The sequence below is a fragment of the Rickettsiales bacterium genome (assembly GCA_033762595.1).
Taxonomy (GTDB): domain Bacteria; phylum Pseudomonadota; class Alphaproteobacteria; order Rickettsiales; family UBA8987; genus JANPLD01.
This window is the reverse complement of the sequence record JANRLM010000058.1, coordinates 1-4,168: the sequence shown is the minus strand read 5'-3', so window position 1 is coordinate 4,168 and position 4,168 is coordinate 1. Positions and strand designations below refer to the sequence as shown.

Sequence of the window (4,168 nt, the reverse complement as noted above, 5' to 3'; positions counted from 1 at the left end):
GATATTGCTCAATATTCAACCACTCTTTAAGAGCAAATTGAAAATCTCTAACTGGCGCGCGATATGTTGGCATAAATTTCTCCTATTCTAATTCCTAAGCGGTTTTCCTGTATCAAGCATATGTTCAATTCGGTTTAATGTGCCTGTTTGTTTGATTAAATCCATAAAGGCTTCACGCTCTAAATCTAGTAATTGCTGCTCTGTAATTGGCTTGGTGATTGATGTATCACCGCCCGTAATTACATAAGCAACCGCACGAGAGACAATCATGTCATAAGGCGTAACTTGATTCGTTTTTTCCATCTCACGAAGTTTCATTTCAATTGCCGTGCGAGCAGTTTTACCCGGTAAATTCACCGCATAAGTTTCTGGCGCTTTATAGCCGACCGCAAGCTCTAACGCCTTTTTCTTCGCTTGCGAAAGTAAGCGTTTACGATTCATTACAATTTCAGATTTTTCATTTAGAATAAGCATTCTTTTTGCTTCTTCCGCAGACTTTGAAACTTTTGCTGTTGAAATATTTGTCATTGTTTCAATTATTGGCGGCATTGTATTGAGCGTTTTAATTGGTGAAAGCCAACTAAACCAACCGCCAAATTTTGCAGCCCACGCATCATCTTCTGCACGCTTTTTAAGTTGGCGATATACGAACTCTTTACATCCGCCCCAACCCGGCACTAAACCAACACCAACCTCAACAAGCCCTGAATATAATTCCACATGAGAAACCACTGCATCGCAATGCAACATCATCTCACAACCGCCACCCAGAGCCATCCCTGAAGGTGCGCCAATAACAGGGAAAGGCGCATATTTCAAATTCATATAGGCATCTTGCCCTTGCTTGATAATTCCATCAATCTCCTTCCAAGCCGCAGTATTCGCTGCAAAAAGAAGCACACCAATATTTGCACCAACGCAAAAATTATCAGAATCATTATACATTACTAATGCTTTGTGATTCTTTTTAACTTCATCAACCGCGGAATTTATTAAATCCAAAGTTGTTGGATCAAGTGAATTCATTTTAGAGGTAAATTCAAACGCAAGCACACCATCCCCAATATCCCATACGCTTGCAGAGCCATTTTTAAGAACTGGTTTCGCATTGATTTTTATATCATCAAGTGTAAATGCATTTCTATCAAATGGAATTACATTGTAATTACCACCAGCAAAAAACTTCTTAGAGCCACCCTCAACTTTATAGAAAGAATTATCACCAATCTGCTCAATAATTTTAGGAATTTCTCTACCCTCAAATTTCAATTTATCAGCAAAATATTTTGCACCAGATTTGCCATCAATCGCCATTTTATCAATTATTTCAAAAGGCCCCATTTTCCAGTTATAACCAAGCTTCATTGCCTCATCAATCTGCTTAATGTCAGAAGCAATTTCACCCACTAAATTTGCAGTATAAACCAGTGTATCACGCAGAACTGGCCAGAGATATTTCGAACCTTCATCTCTCGTTTCAAAAATATTTGCAAGAGATTTTCTGCCTGCCTCAGCACTTGCAGGGCGAGGCTTTGAGGCTTTTTTATATTCACCAGTTTTAAGATCAATAACTTGCTTTTCCTTCTTCTCTTTTGATTCAGGATTTATGCGATAAAAACCGCCCTTGCCCTTTCTGCCAGTATAGCCATCAGCAATCATTTTCTGGATTGTTGCAGGTAGATTAAAAATTTTATTAAATTCATCTTCTTTAGGCAGATTATTTGCGAATGAGCGAGCGATAAGCGGAAGCAAATCAATGCCGATTAAATCCATCAAACCAAACACACCAGTTTTTGGAATACCAACTGGCTTACCCATCATCACATCTGCAAGCTCAATAGAGGCGCCAGTTTCAACCACTTCATTTAATGCACGCATCAGCCAAAATGTTCCAATACGATTTGCAATAAAGCCCGGCCTATCATAGCATTTTACAACCCCTTTACCTAGTTTAACATCGCAGAAATCCTCAATCTCCTTGATTGCATCAGTGCGAGTATTTTTGCCAGAAACTAACTCCAGCAATTTCATGTAACGTGGCGGATTGAAAAAATGCGTAATTAAAAAATCCTTTTCAAAATCTGTACCCTGCCCCTCTACAAGTTTTTCAAGCGGAATTGTTGATGTATTTGAAGAAACTATTGAACCTTTTTTACGATTTTGATTTATTTTTTTGTAAGTTTCTTGCTTGATTTTTATATCTTCAAGCACAACTTCAATAATCCAATCGCAATCATTTAGTTTAGAAATATCATCTTCCAAATTGCCGATTTTTATATATTTCAACTTAGATTTATGCGTAAGCATTGCAGGGTCAGATTTCTGCATTTTCTCCAATGCCCCTTCAACTAAAGCATTGCGATTACTTTGCCCCTGAGGCACAATATCAAGAAGTAACACCTCTGTATTACTATTTGCAATATGAGCCGCAATACCGCTTCCCATAACACCTGAACCAATAACTGCTACTTTGCTTATTGTCATAATTTCCCAACCCTTAATTTAATCTTAATTCAACCAACCCTCACCCCCTCCCTCTCCCTACAAGTAGGGAGAGGGGGATTTAAGCAATCAAATATATTAAAACTACCGCATCTTTGAAAAATCTTGCCCTTTACCTTGGGCGATTTCCTGAGTTTGAATCAACTCCATAATATCATGCCCATAAGCTCTTAATTTATTCAATAGAGAGTTTTTTTTATCATCCTCAGTTATCTCATTGATATATTTTACATATTTCAACAAAGCTTTTTTGAGCTTAGGTTTGAGCAAATATTTTTTATCAATTTTCAAACTGCTAACTATAAAAGCAATTAGTTTTTCTGTATCTTTCTCAATATTTTCAACTTCTGCTTGCCCTAGTAACTCAACCAACACATCAAAATCTTCCCCAAGAGCCTCTTTAATTTCCTCTAAAATTCCGTGAATTTTTTTTGCCTCATCCACACCAAGAATTTTTTGAATTTTTTCATTTAAGTTTTCTTGGTGTTTGTATTGTTGGTCAATCATTCGATACTCCGATAATTCGATGCCTTGATACTTCGATGATTCGAAAAATCGAAGCATCGGAGCATCGAATCATCAAACCCTCTCCAAAATCGTTGCAATACCTTGCCCGCCACCAATGCACATGGTTGCTAGAGCATATTTTTTGCCTTCTCTATTTAGTAAACTTGCAGCTTTGCCTGTAATCCTCGCACCAGAGGCACCTAGCGGGTGACCTAAAGCAATCGCACCGCCATCAAGATTAATCTTATTCAAATCCGCGCCCAATTCTTTAATTACTGATAAACCTTGAGCCGCGAATGCCTCATTTAACTCAATAATATCAATATCTTTAAGCTCTAAACCCGCACGAAATAAAGCTTTTTTAGTTGCAGGCACAGGGCCAATGCCCATAATTTCTGGCGCACAACCTGATACCGCAATAGATTTAACACGAGCTAAAATTTTAAGATTATTCTTCTTCGCATATTCTTCTTCCGCAACAATAACCGCCGCCACACCATCAGTAAGTGGTGAGGAAGTTCCAGCAGTAACACTACCTTTTGCATCAAAAGCTGGCTTTAATGTTGAAAGAGTTTCTGGCGTTGTATCCCTTCTAATGCAACCATCTTTGTTAATGCCACCATAGCCAAAAATCTCATCATTAAACCTTCCACCATCTTGAGCATCCGCCGCTTTTTTATGGCTTAGTGCCGCAAATTCATCTTGCTCTTTGCGAGAGATTTTATATTTCACCGCAAGCCTTTCAGCCGTTACACCCATTCCGTCATAAGTTTCAGGGTAGCTTTCATATAGAGCTGGGTTAGGCCCTGGGTTCATTCCACCCATTGGGATTCTCGTCATAGATTCCACGCCAGCACAGATAAATAACTCACCAGCACCTGCAGAAATTGAGCCAACTGCATCGTGGATAGATTGCATTGAAGATCCACAGAACCTATTAATTGTAACGCCCGCTATCGAAATTGGCAAACCAGCGATAAAGCAAACTTGACGACCGATATTCAAGCCCTGCTCGCCCTCTGGGAAGGCACAACCCATTTTAAGATCTTCCAAATCTTCAACTTTAAGATTATTCCTTCTAACGATTTCCTTAATGATATGCCCAGCTAAATCATCAGGCCTAACTTCCGCAAACTCACCCTTAGTAGCCCTTGTGAAC

General features: G+C 38.9%; 3 protein-coding genes. All 3 read right to left on the bottom strand.

The features are described 5' to 3' along the window. Positions 1-87: 87 nt before the first annotated feature. Positions 88-2,484, bottom strand: a complete 2,397-nt coding sequence (locus tag SFT90_04560) for a 3-hydroxyacyl-CoA dehydrogenase NAD-binding domain-containing protein (protein MDX1949755.1) — start codon at positions 2,482-2,484, stop codon at positions 88-90. Between the two features lie 102 nt (positions 2,485-2,586). Further along, the gene (locus tag SFT90_04555) at positions 2,587-3,009 is read right to left on the bottom strand and encodes a hypothetical protein (protein MDX1949754.1); all 423 of its coding nucleotides are present in this window, start codon (positions 3,007-3,009) and stop codon (positions 2,587-2,589) included. Between the two features lie 72 nt (positions 3,010-3,081). Then, positions 3,082-4,168: thiolase family protein (locus SFT90_04550; GenBank protein MDX1949753.1), on the bottom strand; the 1,087-nt coding region annotated here is incomplete at its 5' end.